At 70.4% G+C, this 25948-nt stretch carries 21 protein-coding genes and 1 pseudogene; all 22 read left to right on the forward strand.

Annotation, left to right across the window (positions count from 1 at the left end):
- The first annotated feature begins 48 nt into the window (after nt 1–48).
- The 22 genes and pseudogenes from HDA40_RS32310 (at nt 49) to dnaE (ending at nt 25930) form a co-directional block, all read left to right on the forward strand.
- Nucleotides 49–1563: a UDP-N-acetylmuramoyl-L-alanyl-D-glutamate--2,6-diaminopimelate ligase gene (locus HDA40_RS32310; RefSeq protein ID WP_253763889.1), complete on the forward strand. Its 1515-nt coding sequence runs from the start codon at nt 49–51 to the stop codon at nt 1561–1563.
- Nucleotides 1560–3005, forward strand: coding sequence for a UDP-N-acetylmuramoyl-tripeptide--D-alanyl-D-alanine ligase (locus tag HDA40_RS32315; protein ID WP_253761580.1), 1446 nt, complete (start codon nt 1560–1562; stop codon nt 3003–3005). The genes HDA40_RS32310 and HDA40_RS32315 overlap by 4 nt, the downstream gene beginning before the upstream one ends.
- Nucleotides 3002–4120, forward strand: a complete 1119-nt coding sequence (mraY, locus tag HDA40_RS32320; RefSeq protein WP_253761581.1) for a phospho-N-acetylmuramoyl-pentapeptide-transferase — start codon at nt 3002–3004, stop codon at nt 4118–4120. Before HDA40_RS32315 ends, mraY begins: the two co-directional genes overlap by 4 nt.
- The gene (gene murD / locus HDA40_RS32325; protein WP_253761582.1) at nt 4120–5505 is read left to right on the forward strand and encodes a UDP-N-acetylmuramoyl-L-alanine--D-glutamate ligase; all 1386 of its coding nucleotides are present in this window, start codon (nt 4120–4122) and stop codon (nt 5503–5505) included. Before mraY ends, murD begins: the two co-directional genes overlap by 1 nt.
- A gap of 177 nt (nt 5506–5682) precedes the next feature.
- Nucleotides 5683–7032: an FtsW/RodA/SpoVE family cell cycle protein gene (locus HDA40_RS32330; protein WP_253763890.1), complete on the forward strand. Its 1350-nt coding sequence runs from the start codon at nt 5683–5685 to the stop codon at nt 7030–7032.
- Between the two features lie 11 nt (nt 7033–7043).
- Nucleotides 7044–8156: an undecaprenyldiphospho-muramoylpentapeptide beta-N-acetylglucosaminyltransferase gene (gene murG, locus HDA40_RS32335; RefSeq protein ID WP_253761583.1), complete on the forward strand. Its 1113-nt coding sequence runs from the start codon at nt 7044–7046 to the stop codon at nt 8154–8156.
- Entirely contained in the window at nt 8156–9682 is a 1527-nt protein-coding gene (gene murC / locus HDA40_RS32340) for a UDP-N-acetylmuramate--L-alanine ligase (protein ID WP_253761584.1), read from the forward strand. Before murG ends, murC begins: the two co-directional genes overlap by 1 nt.
- A gap of 25 nt (nt 9683–9707) precedes the next feature.
- Complete coding sequence (locus tag HDA40_RS32345) at nt 9708–10481, forward strand: cell division protein FtsQ/DivIB (protein WP_308197790.1); 774 nt, start codon at nt 9708–9710, stop codon at nt 10479–10481.
- 273 nt (nt 10482–10754) lie between these two features.
- Entirely contained in the window at nt 10755–11858 is a 1104-nt protein-coding gene (gene ftsZ / locus HDA40_RS32350) for a cell division protein FtsZ (protein WP_253761585.1), read from the forward strand.
- Nucleotides 11848–12582, forward strand: coding sequence for a YggS family pyridoxal phosphate-dependent enzyme (locus HDA40_RS32355; protein WP_253761586.1), 735 nt, complete (start codon nt 11848–11850; stop codon nt 12580–12582). The genes ftsZ and HDA40_RS32355 overlap by 11 nt, the downstream gene beginning before the upstream one ends.
- A 120-nt stretch (nt 12583–12702) precedes the next feature.
- Nucleotides 12703–13497, forward strand: a complete 795-nt coding sequence (locus HDA40_RS32360) for a cell division protein SepF (protein WP_253761587.1) — start codon at nt 12703–12705, stop codon at nt 13495–13497.
- 23 nt (nt 13498–13520) lie between these two features.
- Nucleotides 13521–13814, forward strand: a complete 294-nt coding sequence (locus tag HDA40_RS32365) for a YggT family protein (protein WP_253761588.1) — start codon at nt 13521–13523, stop codon at nt 13812–13814.
- Between the two features lie 59 nt (nt 13815–13873).
- Nucleotides 13874–14647 (forward strand): DivIVA domain-containing protein, encoded by a 774-nt coding sequence (locus HDA40_RS32370; RefSeq protein WP_275978352.1) that lies wholly within the window; start codon nt 13874–13876, stop codon nt 14645–14647.
- 232 nt (nt 14648–14879) lie between these two features.
- A complete protein-coding gene (locus HDA40_RS32375; protein WP_253761589.1) occupies nt 14880–15512 on the forward strand; it encodes a hypothetical protein in 633 nt (210 codons plus the stop codon).
- A gap of 84 nt (nt 15513–15596) precedes the next feature.
- On the forward strand, nt 15597–15890 hold the full coding sequence (locus tag HDA40_RS32380; RefSeq protein ID WP_253761590.1) for a DUF167 domain-containing protein: 294 nt from the start codon (nt 15597–15599) through the stop codon (nt 15888–15890).
- Nucleotides 15887–17431 carry a potassium/proton antiporter gene (locus tag HDA40_RS32385; RefSeq protein WP_253761591.1) on the forward strand — a complete coding sequence of 515 codons (1545 nt, stop codon included), beginning with the start codon at nt 15887–15889 and terminating at the stop codon, nt 17429–17431. Before HDA40_RS32380 ends, HDA40_RS32385 begins: the two co-directional genes overlap by 4 nt.
- Before the next feature lie 907 nt (nt 17432–18338).
- Nucleotides 18339–18782, forward strand: a complete 444-nt coding sequence (locus HDA40_RS32390; protein ID WP_253763891.1) for a TraR/DksA family transcriptional regulator — start codon at nt 18339–18341, stop codon at nt 18780–18782.
- 2 nt (nt 18783–18784) lie between these two features.
- Nucleotides 18785–19417 (forward strand): signal peptidase II, encoded by a 633-nt coding sequence (gene lspA, locus HDA40_RS32395; protein ID WP_253761592.1) that lies wholly within the window; start codon nt 18785–18787, stop codon nt 19415–19417.
- A 17-nt stretch (nt 19418–19434) separates the two neighbouring features.
- Entirely contained in the window at nt 19435–20346 is a 912-nt protein-coding gene (locus HDA40_RS32400) for an RluA family pseudouridine synthase (protein WP_253763892.1), read from the forward strand.
- A complete protein-coding gene (locus HDA40_RS42700; protein WP_253761593.1) occupies nt 20343–21146 on the forward strand; it encodes a hypothetical protein in 804 nt (267 codons plus the stop codon). Before HDA40_RS32400 ends, HDA40_RS42700 begins: the two co-directional genes overlap by 4 nt.
- A 306-nt stretch (nt 21147–21452) precedes the next feature.
- Nucleotides 21453–22292: pseudogene (locus HDA40_RS42705) on the forward strand (MinD/ParA family ATP-binding protein); the annotation flags it as partial.
- 104 nt (nt 22293–22396) lie between these two features.
- Nucleotides 22397–25930, forward strand: a complete 3534-nt coding sequence (gene dnaE, locus HDA40_RS32415; protein WP_253761594.1) for a DNA polymerase III subunit alpha — start codon at nt 22397–22399, stop codon at nt 25928–25930.
- Nucleotides 25931–25948 lie beyond the last annotated feature (18 nt).

Below are 25948 nucleotides of genomic sequence, written 5' to 3' on the forward strand. Positions count from 1 at the left end.
GGGTGCTCAAGCGTGCCTGTCAGTCTCCGACCCGCGTCCGGCGAGCCCGTGGCGCTGGCCACCCTGGGCGCCCTGTTCGCGGTCCCGACGCCCGAGCCCGGACCGCTGGTGAGCGGGGTGACGCACGCGAGCGACGAGGTGCTTCCGGGCGATCTCTACGCCGCGCTGCCGGGATCGCGGCGGCACGGCGCCGAGTTCATCGGCCAGGCCGCGGCGGCGGGAGCGGTCGCCGTCCTGACCGATCCGGCTGGGGCCGCGGCGGCCGCGGCGGCCGGGCTGCCCGCGCTCATCGTCGACGATCCCCGGGCCGTCCTCGGGCTGGTCGCCGACCAGATCTACGGCGAACCCAGCCGTGATCTCGTGCTCATCGGCATCACCGGCACCGCCGGGAAGACGTCGACGGCGTACCTGATCGAGGCGGGGCTGCGGGCCGGCGGGCACGTCACCGGCATCATCGGCACCGTCGAGACCCGGCTCGGCGACCTGCGGGTCGTCAGCAAGCGCACCACCCCAGAGGCGACCGACCTGCACGCGCTGCTCGCGGTGGCCCGGGAGAGCGGTGTCACGGCCGTGGTCATGGAGGTCTCCAGCCACGCGCTGGCCCTCGGCCGGGTCGGTGGCGTCCGGTTCGCGGTGGCGGGCTGGACCAACTTCGGGCTCGACCATCTCGACTTCCACGCCAGCACCGAGGAGTACTTCGCCGCCAAGGCGTCGCTCTTCGACGGCCGGGCGCGAGCCGAGGTGCTCAACCTCGACGACCCCGCGCTCACCGCGCTGATCAAGCCCACGACGATCACTTACTCCGCGTCGGGCGACACCAGCGCCATATGGTACGCACAAGGCATATCCGGCGGATACGACCAGAAGTTCACGGCGTACGGGCCGGGGAGTGTGTCGGTGCGGGCAGGGGTCGCCCTGGCCGGCCGCCACAACGTGGCCAACGCGCTGCTCGCCCTGGCCAGCCTGACCGCCGTCGGAGTGGATCCGCAGACGGCCGCCGACGGCGTGGCCGCCTGTCCGGGCGTACCGGGGCGGCTGGAGCGCGTGCCGAGTCCAGCGAACGCCCGGCTGGACGTCGTCGGGGTGGTCGACTACGCGCACAAGCCCGACGCGATCGTGGCCGCGCTGAAGGCGCTGCGTGAACTGGCGGACTACCGGAACGGGCGGCTCATCTGCGTCATCGGCGCGGGCGGCGACCGCGACCGGGGCAAGCGCCCGATCATGGGCAAGGCCGCCGCCGACGGCGCCGATCTGCTCATCGTCACCGACGACAACCCGCGTACGGAGGACCCGGCGCAGATCCGCGCCGAGGTCATCGCGGGCGTGCCCGATCCGGCCGACGTCGTCGAGATCGCGGGGCGGCGTACGGCGATCGACGAAGCGGTCCGGCGAGCCCGTCCGGGCGATGTGATCGCCGTGCTCGGCAAGGGCCACGAGACCGGTCAGGAGGTCGGGGGCGAGGTGCTGCCGTTCGACGACCGGGTCGAACTGGCCGACGCGCTCACCGCGGCCGCCTTGGCGGATCGCGCGAACTCGGATCGCGGGAACGAGGAGTCGGCATGATCCAGATGACCCTGGCCGAGATCGCCGAGGCGGTCGGCGGCACGCTCAGCGAGGCCGACCCGGAGACCAGGGTGACCGGCCCGGTCGAGTACGACACTCGCCGCGACCTGACCGGCGGCCTGTTCGTCGCGTTCCCGGGAGCCAACGTCGACGGCCACGACTTCGCCGCCCGCGCGGTGGCCGACGGAGCCGCCGCGGTGCTGGGTACGCGGGCCGTCCCGGGTGTGCCGATGGTGCTGGTCGACGACGCGCTGAGCGCGATCGGACGGCTCGCCCGCGCGGTGCTCGACCGGCTGCCGCAGCTGACCGTCATCGGCATCACCGGCTCGTCCGGCAAGACGAGCACCAAGGACATGATCGGCCAGCTGCTGTCGCGGCTCGGCCCGACGGTCGCCCCGCCCGGCACGTTCAACAACGAACTGGGCCTGCCGCACACCGCGCTCATGGCGGACGAGCAGACCCGGTTCCTCGTTCTGGAGATGGGTGCGCGGGGCGCCGGTCACCTGACCTACCTGTGCGGCATCGCCCCGCCGAAGATCGGCGTCGTGATCAACGTCGGCGTGGCGCACATCGGCGAGTTCGGGTCGCAGGAGAAGATCGCCGAGGCCAAGGGCGAACTCGTCGAGGCTTTGCCGGCCGACGGCGTGGCGATCCTCAACGCCGACGACCCATTGGTGGCCGCGATGGCGTCCCGCACCCGCGCTCAGGTCGTCGCGGTGGGCACCTCGGCGGGCCGGGGAGGCGCTCGCGCCGAGACGCCAGGAGTGCAGTCAGTCGACGTACGCGCCGACGACGTCACCCTCGACGGGCTCGGGCGTCCGGCGTACAAGCTGGTCTGGCCGGAAGGCGAGACGGCCGTGACCCTGACCGTGGCCGGTGCCCACCAGGTGGGCAACTCGCTGGCCGCGGCGGCCGTGGCGCGAGCGGCCGGGATGACCGTGACCGAGTGTGGCGAAGGGCTGTCCACGTTGCGCGCGGTCTCCAGCCGAAGGATGGATGTCTTCAACCGTGCCGACGGTGTCACGGTGATCGACGATTCGTACAACGCCAATCCGGCCTCGACCGCCGCCGCGCTGCGCGCGCTGGCCGCCCTGGGCAGCGCCCCGGACGGACCGGCTCGCCGCACGGTGGCGGTGCTGGGTTATCACGCCGAACTCGGCGAGCACGAGCGGTCCGGGCACGAGGAAGTGGGCCGGATCGCCGCCGAGTCGGGCGTGAGCCTGCTGGTCGTGGTGGGCGACAACGCCGCGCCGATTCGCGACGGAGCGACGGCGATGGCGCGATGGGGAGGAGACTCGGTGCTGGTCAGCGATCAGGACGCGGCCGTCGCGGTGCTCGGGGAGCGGCTGCGCCCCGGCGACGTCGTGCTGGTGAAGGGCTCGCGCTATCGGACCTGGCAGGTCGTCGACGCGCTGCGCGCCACCGCGGGGGCCGTTGCATGAGGGCGGTCTTTGTCGCGATCGTCGTAGCGTTCGCGGTGTCTCTGTTCGGTACGCCGCTGGCGATCCGCGCGTTCACCCGGCTCAAGGCGGGTCAGCCGATCCGTGCCGACGGCCCGCAGATGCACCAGGGCAAGAAGGGCACCCCGACGATGGGCGGGGTCGTCTTCATCGTCTCCACCGTCATCGCCTACGTCGCCGGGCACGTCGCCTTGGTGACGCTGCCCAAGGCGCAGATCGGCCAGGTGCGGCCGACGATCACCGGCCTGGTCCTGCTCGGCCTGTTCGTGTTCTGCGGCGCGGTCGGGTTCATCGACGACTTCCTCAAGGTCCGCAAGCGCAACAGCGAGGGCCTCACGGAGCGGGGCAAGCTGCTCGGCCAGCTGATCGTGGGCGCTGTCTTCGGCGTCATCGCGATCTGGCCGATCGACGCCTTCAAGAGCACCAACCAGCAGACGGTGGCCTCGACGAAGCTCTCCTTCATCCGGGACATCGACTGGCTGGAGCTGGGCCGGATCGGCGCGATCATCGTCTTCGTCCTGGTCATCATGGCGGCCAGCAACGGCGTGAACCTGACCGACGGGCTCGACGGGCTCGCCACCGGCGCCTCGTTCATGGTGCTGTCGGCGTACTCGTTCATCGGGTTCTGGCAGTACCGGCACTGGTGCGCCGACCCGGCGTACAACACGTCCAAGGCGACCTACTGCTACGTGGTCCGAGATCCCCTGGAGATAGCGATGATCGGGGCGGCCGCCGCGGCGGCCTGCGTCGGCTTCCTCTGGTGGAACGCGTACCCGGCCCGGATCTTCATGGGCGACACCGGCGCGCTCGGCCTCGGCGGCCTGATCGGCGGCCTGGCCGTCTCCACTCGGACGACGCTGCTGCTGCCGGTCCTCGGCTCGCTGTTCGTCATCGTCACGATGAGCGTCATCATCCAGCGGATCTCCTACAAGACCACCGGTAAACGGGTCTTCCGCATGTCACCCCTCCAACACCATTTCGAGTTAGTGGGCTGGAGCGAGGTCAACATCGTGATCCGGTTCTGGATCATCGCCGGGGTCGGGGTGGCGGTCGCCCTGGGCATCTTCTACGCCGACTTCCTGAGCGCGGTCAGCTGATGACCTCGTACGACGGTCGTGCCGTGCTGGTCGTCGGCTCCGGCACGGCCGGCGCGGCCAGCGCCCGGGCGCTGCTGAAGCACGGCGCCCGGGTCACCGTCGTCGATCAGAAGCAGACCGACGCGCTGACCGCCCTCGGGGACCTCGGGGCGCGGATCGTCGTCGCTTCAGGCTCAGACTTCGACTATTTGGGGCTTTTGTCCGGTATTTCGGACGTGGTGGTGTCGCCGGGCGTACCGCCGTATCACCCGTTGGCCGCCGCGGCGGTCGCCGCCGGGATCGACGTCTACTCCGAGCCCGAGCTGGCCTGGCGGCTACGGGGTCCGGACGCACCCGCCTGGCTCGCCCTGACCGGCACCAACGGCAAGACGACCACGGTCACCATGCTGACCGCGATCCTGCGGGCCGCCGGGTACCGGACCGGCGCGTTCGGCAACATCGGCGTACCGCTGGTGGAGCTGCCGGACGGGCTCGACGTGCTCGCCGTCGAACTGTCCAGCTTCCAGCTGCACTGGTCGTCGCGGCTCGCGCCGGAGGCGGGTGCGATCCTCAACCTCGCCGACGACCACCTCGAATGGCACGGCGACTTCGCGGCGTACGCGGGCGCGAAGGAAGCCGTCTGGCGGTCGGCCCGGGCCGGGACCGGAGTCGCCGTGGGCAACGCCGACGACCCACGCGTCTTCGCCGCGCTGAACCGGGCGGGCGGGCCGTCGCCCGTCTCGATCACGCTGGGCGCCCCATCGGCTTCGTCCTTCGGTGTGGCCGAGGGCTGGCTGACCACTCCGGACGGGCAGCCGATCATCGAGGCCGCCCGGATCAAGCCGGCCGGTACGCACAACGTGGCGAACGCGCTCGCCGCCGCCGCGCTCGCCGTCGCGTACGGGGTGCCGGTCGAGGCCATCCGCGACGGGCTCGCCGGTTACGTGCCCGAGCCGCACCGGAACGCGTACGTGACGACCGTGGCGGGGGTGGACTATGTGGACGACAGCAAGGCCACCAACCCGCACGCGGCGCTGGCTTCGCTGACCGCGTACCCCCGGATCGTGTGGGTCGCGGGCGGGCAGTTGAAGGGCGTCGACGTGGACGAGTTGGTCCGCGCGGTCGCCGATCGGCTGTCGGGCGCGGTGTTGCTCGGCGTCGACCGGGAGGAGATCGCGATCGCGTTGGCGCGACACGCGCCCGCGCTCCCCGTCGTCCAGGTCGCCAGGACGGATGATGGAGCGATGGGGGAGGTCGTCGCCGCCGCCGCGCGGCTCGCGCAACCGGGTGACACCGTGCTGCTCGCGCCGGCCGCCGCCAGCAAGGACATGTTCCACGGCTACGACCACCGAGGTTCGGCGTACGCCGCCGCCGTCCGGGCGCTGACCGGCGGGCACGGCGGCTGAGGGGCGGGCATGACGCAGGGGACCGGCACACCCGATCCGCCCCCGGCCGGGTCCGCTCGAGCCGAGCGTGAGGACGTGAGCCGGCCGCATGTGGCAGCCGGGTCCGCTCGAGCCGAGGAGTCCGCTTCGCGGCCGGCGCGGCCGGCGTTCGATCCGCAGCGCACCGTGGTGGCCTTCGTGTCCGCGCTGCGCGGCCTGCTGGACCGCCCGCTCGCCTCGTACTACCTCCTGCTGGCCTGTGTCGGGCTGCTGCTGATCATCGGCCTGACGATGGTCTTCTCGGCGACCGCCGTCACGAACTACAGCAAGGGCCTCAGCCCGTACGGCTCGCTGATCCAGCAGCTCGCCGCGGCGGCGGTCGGCCTGGTCGCGTTCTGGGTCTGCCAGCGGCTGCCCCGGCGTACCTACCGGGCGGTCGCGCGGCTGATGCTGATGATCGCCATCGCGCTGCTGGGCCTGCTGGACCTGATCAACCTCATCGCGTCGCTGCGGAACCAGTCCACCGCCCAGTGGGGACCGGTCGAGGCGAGCGGCCTGTGGCTGTCCATCGGCTCGGTCGTCCTCCAGCCCTCGGAGCTGGCCAAGTTCGCGCTGGTCGTATGGGGCGCCGACGTGCTGGTCCGCAAGGGCGACCGCATCCTGCAATGGCGGGAGCTGTGGACGCCGCTCTTCCCGGCGGTCGGCCTGCTCTTCGTCCTCGTCGGGTACGCCGACCTCGGCACCATGCTCGTGCTGCTGGCGATCTTCGTCGGCATGCTCTTCGTCGCCGGCGTACGCGGCCGGGTGTTCGCCGGGATGCTGGGCGTGGCCTTGCTCGGTGTCCTCCTGCTCGTCTTCGCCCCGGGCAAGGATTACCGGAAGGATCGGTTCACCGCCTTCCTCGACCCGACGAGCACCAACTGCACCGACAACTGTTTCCAGATCAAGCAGGGCTGGTACGCCATCGCCGACGGCAGCTGGTTCGGCGTCGGCCTCGGCAACGGCTCGCTGAAGTGGAACTGGCTGCCCGAGGCGCACAACGACTTCATCTTCGCCGTGATCGCGGAGGAACTCGGGGTCGTCGGCTGCCTGATGGTGGTCACGTTGTTCGCCGTGCTCGCGTACACCGGGCTACGGATCGCCCGCCGGGTGCCCGACGCGTTCCGCCGGATCGCGGCGGCCGCCGTGACGATCTGGTTCATCAGCCAAGCATTGATCAACATCGGCGGCGTGATCCGGTTGCTGCCGGTCACCGGCCTGGTGCTGCCGTTCATCTCACACGGCGGCAGTGCGCTGGTGGTCTCCCTCGCCGCGGTCGGCATGCTGGCCTCGTTCGCGCGTACGGAACCCGCGGCGGCGGCGGCCCTGCACGCCCGTCCGAGCGGGAAGTGGGTACAGCTACTCTGGGCCCCGTTGCCCGCGATCGCCCGGCGGCACCGGCCCCCGGACGCCGCCACGCCAACGGCGCCCACCCCCCGGGCGCCCTCCCGCGCCGAGGCGGGAGCCGGAAAGGGACGGCGAGGCGGCCGCGGGCCGGTCGAGGACTGAGGAGGACAGCGGTGAGTCAGTTGCGTTCGGTGGTGCTGGCCGGTGGAGGCACAGGCGGTCACATCTACCCGCTGCTCGCCTTCGCCGACTGCCTGCGGCGGCACGACCCGGGGATCCGGATCACCTGCCTGGGCACCCCGAAGGGGCTGGAAACCGAGCTGATCCCGCCGGCCGGCTACGACCTGCGGCACATCCCGGCCTATCAGCTGCCGCGGTCGATCAACATGAACCTGCTGCGTACGCCGGACCGCATGTTCCGCTCGTCGCGGGCGGCGCGGGCGGTGCTCGACGAGGTCGACGCGCAGGTCGTCGTGGGCTTCGGCGGTTACGTCAGCGTCCCGGCGTACCTGGCGGCCTGGCGGCGGCACACGCCGATCGTCATCCACGAGGTGAACGTCCCGCCGGGTGTGGCGAACAAGCTGGGCATGCGGTTCACGGAGAACGTCGCGGTCGGCTTCCCGCACCAGGTGGTCCAGGCGGAGTCGCTGCAGGACGCGACCGTCGTCGGCGTACCGCTGCGCCGCTCGATCACCACGCTGGACCGCGCGGCCACGCAGGCCGCCGCCCGCAAGCACTTCGGCCTCGACCTCGACCGGCCGACCCTGTTCGTCTTCGGCGCCTCGCAGGGCGCGCGCTCGATCAACCTGGCGATGGCCGGAGCCGCCCGCGCGATCACCAACGCCGGCATTCAGGTGCTGCACGTCATCGGGGCCCGCAACGACGACGTCGAGATCCCGGCCGGGCTGGCGGCGCCCTACGTCACCGTCAAGTTCATCAACGAGATGGAACTCGGGTACGCCGCCGCCGACTTCGTGCTGTGCCGGGGCGGGGCGCTGACCTGCGCCGAGACCGCCGCGCTCGGGGTGCCGGCCGCGTACGTCCCGCTGCCCTACGGCAACGGCGAGCAGCGGCGTAACGCGCTGCCGGTCGTTGAGGCCGGTGGCGGCCTGATCGTCGACGACGCCGAGTTGAGTCCAGAGTGGATCGCGCGGACACTCGTCCCGCTCGTCACCGATCGCTACCGGGTGGCGGCGATGGGGGCGGCCGCGGCGGCGTACGGGCGGCGCGACGGCGACGAGGCCCTGCGGGAGTTCGTCCTGAAGGCGGCGGGAGTGAGGGGCTGATGGCAGCAGTGGAGACCGCGAACATGACCCCGGCCGGTGTGCTCACGGCCGAGGAGCTCGGCACCGTGCACATGATCGGGGTCGGTGGCGTCGGGATGAGCGGCCTGGCGCGGCTGCTGCTGACCCGGGGCATCCCGGTGACCGGCAGCGAGCTGCGCGAGTGGCCCTCGCTGGCCGGCCTGCGGGCGCTCGGCGGCGTCATCCACATGACGCACGAGGCGTCCAACTTGGATGGTGTGGACACCGTCGTCTACTCGACGGCCATCCCGGCCGACCATCTGGAGCTGGTCGAGGCCCGCAAGCGCGGGCTGCGCGTACTGCACCGGTCGGAGGCGCTGGCCGCGGCGATGACCGGGCGGCGCACCATCGCCGTCGCGGGCACCCACGGCAAGACCACCACGACCTCGATGGCGACGCTGATCCTCCAGCACGCCGGGCTCGACCCGTCGTTCTTCATCGGCGGCGAGGTCGGCGAGGTCGGCTCCAACGGCCATCACGGCTCGGGCGAGTACTTCGTCGCCGAGGCCGACGAGCACGACCGGTCGTTCCTGGTCTACCGGCCGCACGTCGCCATCGTCACCAACATCGACGTCGACCACCTCAACACCTACGGCGACATGGACGGGCTGCGGGCCGGCTTCGCCGAGTTCGCGCGGCTGACCGACGCCGACGGGTTCGTGGTCACCTGCGCCGACGACCCGTACACCCGGGACATGGCCGAGGTGCTGCGGGGCGAGGGCCGGACCGTCTACACCTACGGCGAGGCCGAGGACGCGGACTTCCGGCTCACCGAGATCGCCTCCGGTGTCGCGGGCGTGCGCTACTTCGGGTCCCTCGACGGCGAGCCGCTGGGCGAGTTCTCGCTGCCGACGCCCGGCCGCCATCTGGGCCTCAACAGCGCGGCCGCGGCGCTCACCGCGCTCAAGCTCGGGGTGCCCGCCAAGACGGTCATCGACGCGCTCGCGGCCTTCCCGGGCGTACGCCGCCGGTTCGAGCTCAAGGGCATCGTCAGCGGCGTACGCGTCTACGACGAGTACGCGTACCACCCGACCTCCATGACCGCCGCGCTGAGCACGTTGCGCGAGGTCGCCGGGGCGGGCCGGTTGCTCGTGGTGTTCCAGCCGTACCGGGTCTACCGCACCCGCGACCTCCAGGAGGAGATCGCCACCGCGCTGGCCATCGCCGATGAGGCGATCGTGCTGGAGGTGTTCGGCCCCGGCGAGGTACGCGAGCCGGGCCAAGGGGGAGTGGCGCTGACCGGGGCGATCCCGTTGGCGGACGAGGCGAAGGTCTTCGTTCCGTCGTGGGAGGACGTTCCGGCCGAGGTGGTCCGCCGGGCCCGGGTCGGCGACGTCGTGGTCACCATGGGCGCGCCGCCGATCTCGTTGATGGGCGACGAGCTGATCGCCGCGTTGCGGGGCGACTCCGACGACGAGTCGCTCGACGGCGACGGCGACGGCGACGGTGGCGGCGGTGGCGGTGGCGGTACGCCTTACCAGGCCCGCCATTCGCGCGCCGACGTCTGACGGACGGATGGGGGACTGACGGGGGATGTCGCAGACGCCGGACGGGCCACGCCGCTGGCGGCTGGTCCGGGCTTCCCGGGACGCGGTGCCGGCCTCGGTACGCCGATTCATGGCTCGTGCCCGGCGTCGCCGGTTGCGGGCGGTCGCGCCGTGGGGGATCGGCGGGCTGATCCTGGTGCTGGGCGGGGCCTTGGTCTGGCTGGCGTTGCAGACCTCGGTGCTCGGCGTGGACCTGATCCGGGTCACCGGGGTGCAGATCCTGACGCCGGACGAGGTACGCGCCGCCGCCGAGGTGCCGACGGGCACGCCGTTGGCCCGCGTGGACACGAAGTCGGTGGCCCGCCGGATCGGCGAGCTGGCTCCGGTCGAGTCCGTCGACATCGGCCGCAGCTGGCCTAACACCCTGACCATCCGGGTGGTGGAGCGTACGCCGGTCGCCGTGGTGCCGCAGGACAAGAAGTTCGCGATGGTCGACCGGTCCGGCGTCGTGTTTCTCACAGTGGACGACCGCCCCAGTGATCTGCCCGAGCTGAAGCTGGCTCGGCCCGGCCCGGACAGCCCGGAGACCGTCGCCGGGCTGCAAGTGCTGGCGGCCCTGACGCCGCAACTGAAGGCGGAATTGGTGCGAGTAGTCGTGGACGCGCCCGCGCGCATCCGCCTGGAGCTGCGCAAAGGCCGTACCGTCATATGGGGCGACGCGACTCAGGGCGAACTGAAGGCGCGCGTCGCGACCGCTCTGCTGACCCGATCGGGTAGGCAGATCGACGTGAGCGCGCCCGAGGTGGTGACGATCTCCTAGCCCCGTCGGGGAGACAGTCCATAATGGAGCGCTTCCGACACGCCGTACCGGGTCCTTGGATCGCGGCGCGTAGACGCCTACTTTTTCGTCAGAGCCACATAGTTGACAAAACTGTAAGGCTCAACTAGAGGGTGAGGGTTTGCCCGAGGAGCCTCCCGGGTGAGCCGCCGGAAGCGCGGTCGGACCTCGCCCTCGCCGCACAGCAGGACCAGCACCACCGCCTTCGGGGAAACGGCCGGACCCGGGGCGATCCGACCTCGAAAGGAAGGCCCGATGACACCTCCGCATAACTACCTCGCGGTCATCAAGGTCGTCGGCATCGGCGGCGGCGGTGTCAACGCCGTCAACCGAATGATCGAGGTGGGACTCAAGGGCGTCGAGTTCATCGCGATCAACACCGACGCGCAGGCGCTGCTGATGAGCGACGCCGACGTCAAGCTCGACGTAGGCCGGGAACTGACCCGCGGCCTCGGCGCCGGGGCCAACCCCGAAGTCGGCAAGAACGCCGCCGAGGACCACCGGGACGAGATCGAGGAGGTCCTCAAGGGGGCCGACATGGTCTTCGTGACGTGTGGCGAGGGCGGCGGCACCGGCACCGGCGGCGCGCCCGTGGTCGCCAACATCGCCCGCAAGCTCGGCGCGCTCACCATCGGTGTGGTCACCCGGCCGTTCTCGTTCGAGGGCAAGCGCCGTCAGGTGCAGGCCGAGTCGGGCATCGAGGAGCTGCGCAACCAGTGCGACACGCTCATCGTGATCCCGAACGACCGGCTGCTGGCCCTGGGCGACCGCGGCATCACCATGATGGACGCGTTCCGCCAGGCCGACCAGGTCCTGCTGTCCGGTGTTCAGGGCATCACCGACCTGATCACCACGCCGGGTCTGATCAACCTGGACTTCGCCGACGTCAAGTCGGTCATGAGCGGGGCCGGCAGCGCGCTCATGGGCATCGGCAGCGCGCGCGGCGACAACCGGGCGGTCGAGGCGGCCGAGCGGGCCATCTCCAGCCCCCTGCTGGAGCAGAGCATGGACGGCGCGCGCGGCGTGCTGCTGTCCATCGCGGGCGGTTCCGACCTCGGTCTGTTCGAGATCAACGACGCTGCCCAGCTCGTCACGGACGCGGCCCATCCCGAGGCGAACATCATCTTCGGCGCGGTCATCGACGACGCGCTCGGCGACGAGGTCCGGGTGACCGTGATCGCGGCCGGGTTCGACGGCGGTACGCCGACCTACAAGCCGGCCGAGCTGAAGCGGCCGGTCCCGGTCACCGAGACGGTCATCCGCAACCCGGTGCCGACCACCGAACCGCCGCGGCAGCCGCAGCGCAAGGTCCTCTTCGACGACGTCGACGTGCCGGACTTCTTGAAAAATGGGTCCTGACCCAGAGGTCCGGCGGTCGGAGATAGCGGCCAATCTGGCGGCGGTGCGCGAGCGCATCGCCGCCGCTTGCGCTGCCGCTGGGCGTACGCCGGACGAGATCACCCTCGTCGCCGTCACGAAGACCTATCCCGCGTCCGATGTGGTGCACCTGGCCGCGCTCGGCGTACGCGAGGTGGGGGAGAACCGGGATCAGGAAGCGGCCGGAAAGGCGGCTGAGGTCCGGGCGGCCGGTGCCGACGTGCATTGGCACTTCGTGGGCCAGCTTCAGCGGAACAAGGCCCGGTCGGTCGCGTCCTACGCGGACCTCGTCCATTCGGTGGACCGCCCGGCGTTGGCGGGCGCCTTGGCCGAGGCCGCGGCCAAGGTGCGCGACCGTCCGCTGGACGTCTTGATCCAGGTGAACCTGGATCCCGGCGCCCCCGAACTGTCGGATCCGCTACACCGGGGCGGCGTGTCCCCGGCGTCGGTGGCTGCATTGGCCGAGCTGATCGGTAAAGATGAGGCGTTGCGACTGCGGGGCGTGATGGCGGTGGCACCGGTGGACGACGCCGGAGCCGCGTTCGCACGGCTGGCCTTGGTCGCGGCAGGACTTCGGGCCGACCATCCGAACGCGACGGTCGTCTCGGCCGGGATGAGCGGTGACCTGGAAGAGGCGATCGCGCACGGCGCGACACACGTACGCGTCGGCACCGCGTTGCTCGGAAAGCGTGCGCTGCTCGGGTAGCCTGACGGCGGGCGAAACTACATCTGTGTGGTTTGCCCGACCGGCACCCGCGGCGGGCGGAGGCCGCAGGGGTGACGCGCCGCGAACGCTCGCCCCGACGACACAAGGGGGCGGTTGCTGATGAGCGCATTGCGTAAGGCGGGTGTGTGGCTCGGCCTCGTCGAGGACGACGACGAGCGCGACTACGACGACCGCGGTTACGGCTCGGCCAGCTACCGCGACCGGGGCGGCTACCGGGATTCCCGCCGGACCGCCACCCGTGACTCGGAGTACGACGAGTTCGACGACGAGGAGGACGAGGACGACCTCCCGGCGGTGCCGCGTTCGCGCTACTCGGAGCGCCTACGCGAGGACCGTGGCCGGGCGGACGACCGTGGCCGCGAGCCGCTGTCGCGCTCGGGTGAGTCCCGGTACGACACCGGCCGCTCGTCCGGTTCAGGTTCCACGGTCCGGCCGATCACTCGTCCGGTGAGTTCCGCCGCTCCGGCCCAGCCGGCCGCCCCGGCTACGCCGAGCAGCGGGTCCGGCCGTTCCGGCGGGCTCTTCGGTACGCGCGAGAACCTGGCGCTGGCGCCGGAGGCGGAGACCGCCGCTCAGGTCCAGCCGCGCTCAGCGGTGCCCGCGACCGAGGAGGACCGCCGGTACCAGATCACCACGCTGCACCCCACCACCTACAACGAGGCACGCACGATCGGGGAGCACTTCCGCGACGGCACGCCGGTCATCATGAACCTCACCGAAATGGACGAGGCCGACGCCAAGCGGCTCGTGGACTTCGCAGCCGGTCTCGCGTTCGGGCTGCGCGGTACGATCGAGCGCGTTACCCACCGGGTGTTCCTCCTCTCTCCAGCCAACGTCCAGGTGACGGCGGAGGAGAAGGCGAAGATCGCCGAAGGTGGGTATCACCACACTTAACCCGCGCGAGGGATCCCACTGTCGTGTTTTCGATCGTCTGGCAAGTCGTATATCTCCTGCTGTACGCCTTCCTGTTGACCCTTTTAGCACGATTCGTGCTCGGGGTGATCCTCCAGTACGGGCGTTGGTGGCACCCCGGTCGAGGCTCGGCGGCGACGCTGGAACTTATCTGGAGCGTCACTGATCCACCCCTCAAGGCGTTGAGGCGTGTGATCCCACCGTTGCGGATTGGTACCGTTAGCGTCGACCTGGCGGCGATGATTCTGTTGGTTATTCTGTGGGTTCTGATGCTGATCGCACAGAAGCTGTACCGATAGATTCGTCAGACGCCGATGACCACCGCCCGACGCGGCCGCAACTGACCCGAGGAGTTTCGATGCCGCTCACCCCGGCCGACGTGCACAACGTGGCCTTCAAGAAGCCCCCGATCGGCAAGCGGGGGTACGACGAGGAGGAGGTCGACGCCTTCCTGGACGAGGTCGAGCGCGAACTCGCCCGTCTGATCGAGGAGAACAACGAGCTGCGCGCCCAGGCCGAGCGTGGCGGCGGCGGTCGTCCTCCGGCCGGCCCCGGCGCCGACCCGCGCCTCGCGGCCGAACTCAACGAGCTCAAGATGCAGCTCGACCGGAGCCAGCGGGAGAAGGGCGAAGCCGACCGCGCCGCGCGCGCGATGCAGGCCGAGCTCGACCAGGTGCGAGCCGGCGGCCCCGCCGGTGTCGGCCCGGTCGGCCCCGACGGCGAGCAGCAGGCGCTGCGCGTTCTCATGATGGCCCAGCGCACCGCGGACGACCACGTCTCGGACGCTCGCCGGGAGGCCGACAAGGTCCTCTCCGAGGCGCGCGCCAAGGCGGAGGAGGTCACCCGCGACGCCCGGGCCAAGGCCGACGCGCTCGAACGTGACGCGCGCCAGCGGCACCAGGAGGCGATGGGCGGGCTCGACGCCAAGCGCACCGCTCTCTCCAAGCACATCGAAGAACTCAAGCAGTTCGAGCGCGAGTACCGTACCCGGCTCAAGGCGTACCTGGAGAGCCAGCTGCGCGACCTCGAAGGTCGTGGGCAGGGTCTCGAGGCGGAGATCGCCCGGTCCGAGAACGGTCGCGCGGTCACGGCCGGAGTCACCTCCGGCGCTGGCTTCGGCGCCAGCCGCTAGTCCCTCGCGAACTCCGGTGCGGACCCCCGTCCGCGTCGGCCCCTCTTGACGGCCGTGACCCCTCCTCGTGGCCGAGACCTCCTGGCGGCCGGTTCGCCGAAGACCCCCGTCTTCGGCGAGCCGCCGGAAGGAGCACGCACCACCGAACCACCCCGACACCCTGTGAGAGACCCGGCGCGGGACCCCGTGCCGGGATGACACCTGGATGCCGATATCGGCGGGGGTGAGCTGTGTGATTGTCGCAAGTCTGCTGCTCATCGTCGTCGCGGTCGTACTGCTGGTCACTGGCCTGATCAACGGGTCGAGCGGAATGCTCGTCGGTTCGATCGGGACCAGCCTCCTGGCCGCGGTCGCCCTCGTGGTGGGCGCACGGCAGGCCGCCGCAGCCCGCGCTGAGGCGGACTACGACGAGGACGAGCAGGACGAGAGCGACGCGTACGAGGAGCCGGTCAGCCGGTCCCGGGCCACGCGAGACAGCGGTGGCAGGGAGACGACCCGGGAGCCGGAGCAGCCGGTTCGCGGCCGGGTCGCCGACCGGACCGGCGAGCGTCTCGACCAGACCGGGGTCACGATCCCGGCCCAGTCGGGCGGGACCGCGCTCGGAGAGATCGACGACGACGAGGATCCACCGGACGAGCCGGTCGCGCAGCGGGTGCCGCCCGCCGACGCGGCCCGGATCGCCCGGATGAGCACCGAGGTGCTGGTCATCGACGGTCGGCCGCGTTATCACGTGGCGGGCTGCGTGCATCTGCTCGGCCGTCCACACGAGCCGCTGCCCGTGAACGAGGCGGTGGAACTCGGGTTCAGCCCGTGTGGACTCTGCGAGCCGGACAGCGCGTTGCTGGCCGACGCCCGTCGCGTCTGACGGACAGATTCAGTGTCAGGGGATCCCGGTCGGGGTCCCCTGACACTGTGTCAGCTAGTTGATCACCCTGGCCTAGGATGAGGCATGGCGCAGAGCGTGACGGTCGCGGTGCGAGTCAAGCCAGGCGCCTCGCGGGCCAAGGTCGGCGGGCGCTATGACGGCTCGCTCGGCCCCGCGCTCGTCGTCGCGGTCACGGCGCCGCCGGTCGACGGCCGGGCGACCGAGGCGGTACGCCGGGCGCTGGCGGTCGCGTTGGGCGTACCGGTGTCCTCGGTGAGCCTGCGCAGCGGAGCGACCGGCCGGGACAAACTCTTCGCCGTCGCCGATCCGCCCGAGGATCTGACCGTCCGCCTCGACACCCTGCGAGACGGCGCTTGAGCGGCGCGTACTCCTTCGAGGTGGCCCTGCTGATCGGCACGGGCGTGCTGCTCGCCGCCGTCGCCGCGGTCCGCTTCTCCAGTCGCATCGGCCTGCCCAGCCTGCTGGTCTATCTGGCGCTGGGCATGCTGATCGGCGAATCGGGCTTCGGCATCGAGTTCGAGAACGCCACCCTGACGCGTACGCTCGGCCTCTGCGCGCTCGTCCTGATCATCGCCGAGGGTGGGCTGAGCGCCCGGTGGAGCACGCTGAAGCCGGTTCTCCCGGCGGCGATCGCCTTGTCGACGGTGGGCGTCTTCGTCAGCACCGCCGTCGTCGGGCTGGTCGTCCATCTACTCCTCGGCGTCTCGTTGCACGCCGGGCTGCTGCTGGGCGCGGTGCTGTCGTCGACCGACGCCGCCGCCGTCTTCGCCACCCTGCGCTGGCTGCGGCTCAAGCCGAAACTCATGGCCACGCTGGAGGCCGAGTCCGGGATGAACGACGCCCCGGCCGTCATCCTGGTCGTCCTCCTGGCGACGCCCAGCCTCGCCGGCGTCCACTGGTCGACCGAGGCCGGCCTCATCGCGTACGAGTTGGTCGTGGGTGCGGCCCTGGGCCTGCTCGTGGGCCTGGCCGGAGCGTGGACCCTGCGGCGCGCGGCGTTGCCCGCGGCGGGTCTCTACCCGCTGGCGGCGGTCGGGTTGACGGTGCTCGCGTATGCCGCGGGTGTGGTGGTGCACGCCTCCGGCTTCCTTGCCGTGTATGTGGCGGGGGTGATCCTCGGCAATTCGCGGCTGCCGCACCGCCAGGCCATCCTCGGCTTCGCCGACGGCCTGGCCTGGCTGGCCCAGATCGGCCTGTTCGTCATGCTGGGCCTGCTGGTGTCGCCCGCCCGGCTGACGGACGCGCTGATTCCGGCGCTGGTGATCGGGCTGACCTTGTTGTTGCTGGCCCGGCCCATCTCGGTGGCCGTCTCGCTGCTGCCGTTCACCGGGCGCGGCCGCCGGAGGCGATCGCGGTACGAGCGGTTCGGCCGCCGGGACCTGGCCTTCCTGAGCTGGGCGGGGCTGCGCGGCGCGGTCCCGATCGTGCTGGCCACCATCCCGTTGTCCGAGGCGGTCCCCGGGGCGACCGCCTTGTTCGACGCGGTCTTCGTCCTTGTGGTGATCTTCACGCTGGCCCAGACGGGCACGCTCGCGCCGGTGGCGCGCTGGCTTCGGGTGACCTCCCCGGCGGAGCCGACCGAGCTGCGCGTGGAGACCGCGCCGCTTGAGCGCATGCAGGCTGACCTGCTCCAACTGGAGATCCCGGTGGGCTCGCAGCTCGCCGGAGTCCACCTCGACGAGCTGCGGCTGCCGGTCGGGGCGGTGGTCACGCTGGTCCTGCGCGACGGCGAGGGCTTCGTCCCGCACGAGCAGACCCGGCTGCGCGCCGGGGACAGCATGTTGATCGTCGCGACCGACGAAGTACGCGATGCGACGTTAAGAAGGCTTCGCGAAGTGGGTAAGGCCGGAAGACTCGCACGTTGGATTGCCGGAAATTCGGGTAAGGCGGACGATTAGCGGCTAATGTCCGGTACTTGAGTGACCGGCAGTGTTGAATCAGACACTGTCCGGTTTCGGCAACCACGAGTGGCATGTTTGTCGGAAACCTGTGGCTTCCGTATTCTTGCCAACCTACTCCGAGTGCGCGGCACCCGCCGCGCGCCCGTTTTGCATGTGGGGGTATCCCATGGCCGAACCCGCAGGGCGCAAGGCGACCGCGAAGGCCACGGCGGGCGCCGCCGGAAGGACGACCGCGGCCCGGTCGGCGCGTACGCCGTCCACGGCCGCCGCGGCGAAGAAGGCCGCCTCCGCCCGGAAGGTTCCCACCCCGAAGCCCGCGCCCGCTCGTGCGAACGCGTCGTCCGCCCGATCCGCCAAATCGGCAGGTCAGAAGGCGGCTCCAGCGAAGAAGACGGCCGCGGCCACGAAGGCGACGGCGGCGGAGAAGGCGGCTGAGCAGGCGGCGGTCGAGCAGGCCGAGCCGGCGAAGACGGCAGAGCCCGCCAAGGCGCCGAAGAAGACGACGAAGGCAGCCGCCGCGGCTAAGGCAACTCCGGCAGCCGAGAAGCCGGTCAGGAAGGTGGCGGCGAAGGCGACTTCAGCCGCTGAGCCGACGGCCGAGCCGGCTGCGGCCAAGAAGACAGCGCCTGCCAAGAAGACGGCGGCCAAGACGGCGCCGGCGAAGAAGACGGCGGCGGCCCAGACGACGGCGGCCCAGACGACGGCCAAGAAGACGACGGCGAAGAAGACAGCCGGGAAGGCGAGCGCGGCCGCTGAGGCGGAGCCGGTCGCGACGGAGAAGCCGGTCAGGTCGACGGCGAAGAAGGCGCCGGCCAAGGCCGCGCAGCAGCCGGTCACCGCGACGGCGCACCCCCCTGTCCAGGAAGTTGAGACCGCCGCGGACTCCGCGGCCGAGGGAGCGATGATGGCGAAGCAGACCACACCCAAGACCGCCGCCGCAGGCACCGCCACCACCGCGAAGACCGCGACCGTGGTGAGGGGTACGCGGAGCGCCGCGGACACCGAGAAGATCCGTACCGCGTTGTCGGGGCGGCTGGATGAGTTGCGGACGGAGTACGACCAGACCCTGGTCGACATCACCGAACTGCAGCGCGACCGGTTGACCGACTCGGCCGGCGACGACCAGGCCGACACCGGGACCAAGACGTTCGAGCGCGAGCAGGAGATCACCCTCGCGAACAACATCCTGGAGCGGATCAACCAGGTGGAGCGCGCATTGGAGCGTCTCGATGAGGGAAGCTATGGGTGGTGTGAGCGGTGCGGCAACCCGATCCCGGTCGAGCGGCTGGCCGCCTTCCCGTCCGCCACACTGTGCGTGACGTGTAAGCAACTGGAGGAGCGGCGCTGAGCATGAGCGAACTGGGGAGCGTGGCGGTGTCCGACGAAGACGGCGAGACGAGACCGCTCCCCGAGGCGGTTCCCGCGACCGCGATCAGCGTACGCCGCTCGGTGCTGACGCTGGTCGCGGTCGCTGTCGTGATCATCGGGCTCGACGCGGCGACGAAGGAGTGGGCGACCAACACCCTGGAGGGCGCCGATCCCATGCGCCTGCTCGGCGGTCTGGTCTACTTCTCCTTCACCCGCAACAGCGGGGCCGCCTGGAGCATGGGCAGCAACTACACCTTCGTCTTCCCGTTCATCGCGTTCGCGGTGGCGGCGTGGATCGGCTGGACCGCCCGCAAGCTGCGGTCGCTGCCCTGGGCGATCGCGCTGGGACTGGTCCTCGGGGGTGCCCTGGGCAACCTCGTCGACCGCGTCTTCCGCTATCCCGGGGGGATCTCCGGTCACGTCGTCGACTTCATCAGCCTCTTCGGGCCGTACGGCGAGCGTTTCCCGATCTTCAACATCGCCGACATGGCGCTGAGCTTCGGCGTATGCCTGGCGATCCTGCTGGAGTTCACCGGACGCCAGCGGGACGGCACCCGGCTGCGCCGCGAGTCGAAGGACGACGCCGGCAAGGCGCAGCGCGAGGAAACGCGGTGAGCCGGGAGCAACGCTCGATGCCAGTGCCGGACGGATTGGACGGGATGCGTCTCGACCAGGCCGTCTCGCGGCTGTTCGGGTTCTCCCGGACGCTCGCCGCCGATCTCGTCGAGTCCGGTGACGTCCTGATCGACGGGGCGGCCCGGGCCAAGTCCGAGAAGGTGTCCGGCGGCTCGTGGCTGGAGGTCACCATGCCGGCGCCGCCGACGGCGGTCGAGGTGGTCGCCGAGCCGGTCGACGGCCTCCAGATCCTCCACAGCGACGACGACATCGTGGTGGTGGACAAGCCGGTCGGCGTCGCGGCCCACCCCAGCCCCGGCTGGACCGGGCCGACCGTGATCGGCGGGCTGGCCGCGATGGGCCAGCGGGTGGCCACCAGCGGCGCGGCCGAACGGCAAGGCGTCGTGCACCGGCTCGACGTCGGCACGACGGGCGTCATGGTCGTCGCGAAGAGCGAACACGCGTACAGCTTCCTCAAGCGCGCCTTCAAGGCCCGGGAGGTGGACAAGCGCTACCACGCGGTGGTGCAGGGCCATCTCGATCCGCTGCGCGGCACGATCGACGCGCCGATCGATCGGCATCCGCATCACGACTACCGGTTCGCGGTCATGTCGAGCGGCAAGGCCAGCGTCACGCACTACGACACCGCCGAGGCGTTCCCAGCGGCCAGCCTGGTCGACGTGCGGCTGGAAACCGGGCGTACGCACCAGATCCGGGTGCACTTCTCGGCCATGCGGCACCCGTGCGTCGGCGACCTCACCTATGGCGCGGACCCGACCCTGGCGGCCCGGCTGGGGCTCACCCGGCAATGGCTGCACGCCCGGGAACTCAGCTTCGAACACCCGTCGACCGGCGAGGAGGTCCGGTTCGTCTCGGCGTACCCGGCCGACCTGGCCCACGCGCTCGAGGTGCTCCGGGCGGCCGGATGACCCGGTCGCTGGGCGAACGGCTCGGCGCGGTCGACGAACTGCTGCTCGCCCCGATCGCACGCGGCTACCGGCGGATCCTCGCCGGTCGCCGCCGCCCCAACTCGCTCACCGTCGCCGCCTGCCTGGTCGCGGGCGCGGTGCTCGCGGTCGCCGTCTGGCAGGCGGATCGTGCCGCGCCGGCCACCGACATGTCGGTCGGCCAGGTGGTCAAGGTGGGCGTCGAGCCCAACGGCTCCATCCCCGGATACGCCGAAAGCAGCCGGGCGGAGCTGGACAAGCTGGCGGCCGAGGGTGCACCGGAGGCGTACGCCCTGGTGACGCTCACGGAGTATCTGCCGCCGGAGTCGCTGACCCCGATTCTGGCGGGCGTCGCGGTGTCGGCGGTCTACGTCCGGGTGCCGCTGGCCGGCGAGCAGACCGAGATCGTCCGCATCCCGGTGACGAAGGTGCCGGTCGACGTGGTGACCGGGATGGGACAGATCGCCGACCGGAAGAGCCGCGAGGCCGCCGAGTACGCCGCGAAGCTGACCGCGAGCCCCGCTGCCGACCTGGTCGCCGTGTACGAATCCGGGCAGCGGGTCGCCGCCGCCGAACGCGACGCGTACGCCCAGCACTGCGCTTGCGCGTACGCGGCGGTGGTCCGGGCGACCCCGGCGGCGCTGGAACCGCTCGCGCACCGCGCGGGCGTGCGAGTGGTGGACGTCGCCCCCGAGATCCGGCGGCTGGACCGGGCGGTCTTCTGGCCACCCCTGCCCGAACAGCGGACGATCGCGATCCCACCGGGGGATACCCAGGGCTGAGGGCCGGTCGTTGTACCCGTGACGCGATGCCCGGCTTGCCAGATCGGCACGCAATCGGCCGACGGCGGGATGGCAGGTTGCTCCGTACCGCCTAAGGTTGATCCGGTATCCCGTAGGCGGCCCCGGCGATCGCCGACAAGCCGGGGACCACGGGCGGCGCTGGGAGGTCGAAGCGTGGAGCGCACACCACCGCAGGAGGACCACAACCCGCGTTGGCGTGTCCTGCTCGACCGCGGCCGCGCGCCGCGGCAGGAACAACGCGAGTATCCCCAGCAACGGGGCGTCGCGCCGATGCCATCGAATCCGATCGAGTGGCGGCCCACGCCCACCGCCAACAACTCCGCGGACGCGGAGGTCAACCTGCTGCGGCGGGATCTCGGCGGACCTCGGGTACTGGCGTTCGCCAACCCCAAGGGCGGCGTGCACAAGACGACCGCCACCGTGCTGGCCGCCGCCACGATCGGCAGCGTACGCGGCCGGGGCGTGCTGGCCTGGGACGACAACGAGCTGCGGGGCACCCTCGGCTTGCGGGCGGGCAGCGCCCGGCACGCCCGGACGATCCGGCATCTGCTGGCCGACCTGGTCACCATCGAGAACGCACCGTCTTACGAGATGGCCGACCTGCTCGACGGATACCTGCGGCACGCCTCCGACGGCTCCTACGACGTGCTCGCCGGGGAGGAGAGCCCCCGGTTCGCCCAGCGCCTGGACTCGCACACGGTCCGGCGGGTGCTGGACCTGCTGGGCCGGACCCACGACGTGATCTGCGTCGACACCGGCAACAACGTGGAGAGCGCCAACTGGCAGACCGTCCTGCAGGCGGCCGACCAGCTCGTGATCACGACCGTGCCCCGGGAGGACGCGGCGTTCACCGCCGACTGGATGATCGACCTGTTGCACGAGGTCGGCCTGGGCCGGCTCGCCGACAACGCGGTGACGCTGCTGTCCTGCCCGACGCCGGGGCCGTCGGCCCTGCTGGAGGACCTGCGGGCGCACTTCGCCACGCGTACGCGGGCGGTGGCGGTCGTGCCCTATGACGCCGCGCTGGAGCCGGGGTCGTCGATCGAGTACACGGCGTTGCAGCCGTCGACTCGGCGCGCCTGGCTGACCGCCACGGCGATGATGCTGGAGCCGTTCGCGCGCTGAGTTGATCATGAGATGCCGGTCTCTCCGGGGGTGTCGGCAGATGCTTGTTGTCCGCCCCGGGGACTAGGCTGTCCCAGGCTGGCGATCGGTGGTTGGGGGTTCTGGTGGCTGACAACTTCGTTCACCTGCATGTGCACACCGAGTACTCGATTCTCGACGGTGCGGCGCGCATCAAAGAAGTCATGGCAGAGGCATCCCGACTGGGAATGCCCGCGGTGGCGATCACCGATCACGGCAACCTGCACGGTCTGGCCGACTTCTACAAGGCGGCCAAAGGGGTCGGGTTGACGCCCGTCCTGGGCATCGAAGCGTACCTGGCACCCGGCAGCCGGTTCGATCGCAAGCCGGTGCGGTGGGGTACCGCGGATCAGCGCAGCGACGACGTCTCCGGAGCCGGTCGCTACACCCACGCGACGATGTGGGCGCAGAACAACACCGGCCTGCACAACCTGTTTCGGTTGTCGTCCCGGGCCTCCCTCGAGGGGCAGTACGGCAAGCCCCGGATGGACGCCGACCTGCTGGCCGAATATGCCGACGGGCTCATGGCGACCACCGGCTGTCCTTCCGGCGAGGTGCAGACACGGCTGCGGCTCGGCCACGAGGAGGAGGCGTTCAAGGCCGCGGCGAGGTATCGGGACATCTTCGGCCCGGACAACTACTTCGTCGAGATCATGGACCACGGTCTGGAGATCGAGCGCCGGGTGCGAGACGGGCTGCTGGACATCGCCCGCCGGTTGAGCTTGCGGCCCGTGGTCACCAACGACCTGCACTACTCACGGCCCGATCAGGCGGCCGCGCACGACGCCCTGCTCTGTGTGCAGACCCAGGCGAACATCTCGGACACGAACCGGTTCCGGTTCGACGGTCAGGGCTACTACGTCAAGAGTGCCGAGGAGATGTATGCCGTCGACGCCTCGGATGTGTGGCAGGAGGGCTGCCGCAACACGCTGCTGATCGCCGAGCGGGTGGATCTGACGGGGATGTTCGAGGCGAGGAACCTCATGCCTCGCTTCCCCGTTCCGGACGGCCAGACCGAGCAGAGCTGGTTCGAGGAAGAGGTCTGGCGCGGGATGCAGCGCCGGTTCCCCGAGGGCATCCCCGACGACCGGCGCAAGCAGTGTGAGTACGAGATCGGCGTCATCCAGCAGATGGGGTTCCCGGGCTACTTCCTCATCGTCGCCGACTTCGTCATGTGGGCCAAGGAGAACGGCGGCGCCACCAGGGTGGGTCCCGGCCGTGGGTCTGCCGCGGGGTCGATGGTCGCCTATGCGCTGGGCATCACCGAACTTGATCCGATCAGCCATGGTCTGATCTTCGAGCGCTTCCTCAATCCCGAGCGTGTGTCGATGCCCGATATCGACATGGACTTCGACGAGCGTTTGCGCGTCGAGGCCATTCGGTACGTGACGGAGAAGTACGGCAACGACCGGGTGTCGATGATCGGCACCTTCGGCACGATCAAGGCGAAGGCCGCGATCAAGGATGCCGCGCGGGTGCTGGGTTATCCGTACGCGGTCGGCGACCGGATCACCAAAGCGATGCCGCCGGCGGTGATGGGTAAAGACATTCCCCTGTCCGGGATCTTCGACCCGAACCATCAACGGTATGCCGAGGCCGCCGAGATCCGGGCGCTGCACGATTCCGACGCCGACGTCGCCAAGGTGATGGAGGTGGCTCGCGGGCTGGAGGGTCTGGTCCGGCAGACAGGTGTGCACGCCGCGGGCATCCTCATGTCGGCTGAACCGCTGATCGACCACGTTCCGCTGCAACGGCGTGAGGACGACGGGGCGATCATCACCCAGTGGGACTATCCCACATGCGAGTCCATCGGCCTGATCAAGATGGACTTCCTTGGCTTGCGGAACCTGTCGATCCTCGACGACGCGTTGAAGAACCTGGAAGCCACTACCGGGCGCACGATCGACCTCAACTCGCTGCCGTTGGCGGACGCGGCCACCTTCGAGCTGCTGGCCCGTGGCGACACCCTAGGCGTGTTCCAGCTTGACGGCGGCCCGATGCGGGACCTGCTCCGGTTGATGCGTCCCGACAGTTTCGAGGACATCTCCGCCGCCCTGGCCTTGTACCGGCCGGGTCCGATGGGTGCCAACAGCCACACCAACTATGCGTTGCGCAAGACCGGCCAGCAGCCCGTGGTTCCGATCCACCCGGAGCTGGCCGAGCCGCTGGAGGAGATCCTCGGCCCGACCTACGGCCTGATCGTCTATCAGGAGCAGGTCCAGATGGCCGCCGTGAAGCTGGCCGGCTACAGCCTCGGCAAGGCCGACAATCTGCGCAAGGCCATGGGTAAGAAGATCAAGGCCGTCCTTGATAAGGAGTTCGCGCCGTTCCGTGACGGCATGCGTGCGAACGGCTACTCCGATGAGGCGATCCAAACCCTGTGGGACATCCTGGTCCCGTTCGCCGACTACGCCTTCAACAAGGCCCACACGGCTTCCTATGGGCTGGTGTCGTTCTGGACGGCGTACCTGAAGGCGAACTATCCGGCTGAATACATGGCGGCGCTGCTGACCTCGGTCGGCGACGACAAGGACAAGATGGCCGTCTACCTCGCCGAATGTAAGCGGATGGGCATTCAGGTCATGTTGCCCGACGTCAACAGCTCGGTCGGCCCGTTCGCCCCGGTGGACGGCGACATTCGGTTCGGCCTGTCCGCCGTGCGTAACGTCGGCACCAACGTCGTCGACGCGATCGTGCGAGCCCGTACGGAGAAGGGGGCCTTCACCTCCTTCGCCGACTTCATGTCCAAGGTCGATCTCGTGGTCTGCAACAAGCGGACCATCGAGTCTTTGATCAAGGCGGGGGCGTTCGACAGCCTGGGCCATCCCCGCCGAGGGCTGCTCGATGTCCATGAGCAGGCGGTGGAAGCCGTCACCGGGATCAAACGGCAGGAAGCCAACGGCCAGTTCGATCTGTTCGGTGCGGTCATGCCGGCCGAGGACACCGTCGTCGGCCTGGATCTGACGGTCCGCGAAGGCGAATGGGACCGGAAGACACTGCTCAGCTTCGAGCGGGAGATGCTCGGCCTGTACGTCTCCTCGCACCCGCTGGCCGGCACCGAACGGATCTTGCGTGCGCACGCGGACCGGACGATCAGCGATCTGTTGTCCGACGAGCCCAACGACGGGACGAATGTCAGCATCGCCGGGATGCTGGTCAACATCACCCGGCGGACGACCAAGCAGGGCAAGCTGTGGGCGTCTGCCACGCTGGAAGACCTCGCCGGGTCGATCGAGGTGCTGTTCTTCCCGAACACCTACGAAATGGTCGGTCCGCAGCTGGCCGAAGACCTGATCGTGGCGGTCAAGGGCCGGATCAATCGGCGTGACACCGGGTCGATGTCCGTGTTCGCCACCGACCTGGCGATCCTGCAGGTTTCCGACGCCGACCTGGACGCTCACCCGCCGGTCACGCTCAACGTGGCCGGCGAACGCATCCCTCAGCTTCACGACGAGCTGTTTCGGATCGTGGCCTCGCACCCGGGCGAGCACCCGTTGCTGCTGCGGATTCGGTGGGCCGGCGGTGGCGGCATCTTCGAGGTCGGTCCGGAGCGGGTCAATCCGGACGGCGCTTTCCGATCCGAGATCAAGCAGCTCCTGGGGGCGGGCTCGCTCGGCTGAGCTGTCTGGAGGTCCGCT

This window comes from Hamadaea flava (assembly GCF_024172085.1).
GTDB classification, from domain to species: domain Bacteria; phylum Actinomycetota; class Actinomycetes; order Mycobacteriales; family Micromonosporaceae; genus Hamadaea; species Hamadaea flava.